We start from the raw sequence: 1,397 nt of genomic DNA on the forward strand, positions 1-1,397 counted from the left end.
ACCGTCCCTGCCATACCCCAGCTCTATCCCGGCCTCCGGGCACCGGCGCAGGGCCGAAAGTCCTGGACTGCCGTACCAGAGGCCACCTGGCCCGCGGTGACCGCTGGACGGCGAGCACCCGGGCGGCACCGTCCAGCGGTGTCTTCATGGCGTGGCCTGGCAGGCCCTGGGCAGCGGGAACCAGCGCAGGCGTTCGACGTCGTCCGGCAGGTCCGGTGGGGCCAGGCCGAGCTCGTCCGGGCGGACCTCCAGGATGACGCGGGCTTGCTCCAGATGGCGTGGCAGGGCGTCCTCGCCGGCCCGCACGCGGGTGGCGGGCGGCCTGAAGTCGTCGAAGCGCAGGTCGCCTAGGTGCAGCGGTGGCTCGGTGGGGCCGTCGCGATGCCGCCACAGCCCGGTGGCCGGGTCGAAGCGGTAGTCGGGCAGCAGCCGGTGGCCGTAGCGGGCGATGAGGTCCACGGCGTCGATGAGGTAGTCACAGACTGTGCCGGAGATGAAGTAGTTGAAGTTGACGCGCACCCAGCCGGGTTTGATGCCCTGGCAACCCGCCTGAAGTTCCTGTTCGAAGGCGTGCGAGTGGGCGGTGTCGATGGCGAGCAGGCGGTGACCGTAGGGGCCGGCGCAGGAGCAGCCGCCGCGCGCCTGGATGCCGAACAGGTCGTTCAGCAGTGCCACCACGTAGTTGTGGTGCAGGTACAACCCGCCGGACGCGCGGAACCTGATCGAGACGATGGGCAGGCGGCGGGCGTGCACATCCCCGAGGATCTCGATGTCCGGGTTACGCCCCCAGCGCCGCAGGGCACGCTGCCAGAACCGTTCCTCGCGGGCCTGGATGAGGTCGGTGCCGACCGCCTGCTTCAGCCGGAACACCAGCCCGGCGCGGATCGACTCCACGATCGCCGGTGTTCCGCCCTCTTCCCTGGCGACCGGGTCGTCGAGATAGCTGTGCCCGGCCGGGCCCACGAACAGCACCGTGCCGCCGCCGGGCGCGGTGGGCACCCGGTTGCGGATCAGTTCCCGGCGCACCACCAGGACGCCGGGCGTCTGCGGGCCGCCGACGAACTTGTGCGGCGACAGGAAGAGCGCGTCCTTGTGACCGCCCGTGCCGGCCGTCATGCGGATCGGCACGTACGGCGCGGCCGCGGCGTAGTCCCAGAACGACAGCGCGCCGTGCTCGTGCAGCAGCCCGGTGACGCGGTCGGTGTCGGTCAGGATGCCGGTGACGTTGGAGGCGGCGGAGAAGCTGCCGATGAGCAGCGGCCGGTCGGCGTACTGGACGAGCCGGCGGCGCAGGTCAGCGCAGTCGATGTGGCCGGAGGAGTCCGCGCCGATCGCGACGGTTTCGGCGATCGACTCGCGCCAGGGCAGCTCGTTCGAGTGATGCTCGTACGGGCCGA

At 71.4% G+C, this 1,397-nt stretch carries 1 protein-coding gene; it reads right to left on the reverse strand.

Features of this window, described 5'->3' with window-relative positions:
- Positions 1-144: 144 nt before the first annotated feature.
- Positions 145-1,397 (reverse strand): aminotransferase class V-fold PLP-dependent enzyme (locus ABFX54_RS56555; protein WP_346115604.1); only part of this gene is annotated, 1,253 nt, incomplete at its 5' end.

The organism is Nonomuraea maheshkhaliensis, from assembly GCF_039529435.1.
Lineage (GTDB): Bacteria > Actinomycetota > Actinomycetes > Streptosporangiales > Streptosporangiaceae > Nonomuraea > Nonomuraea maheshkhaliensis.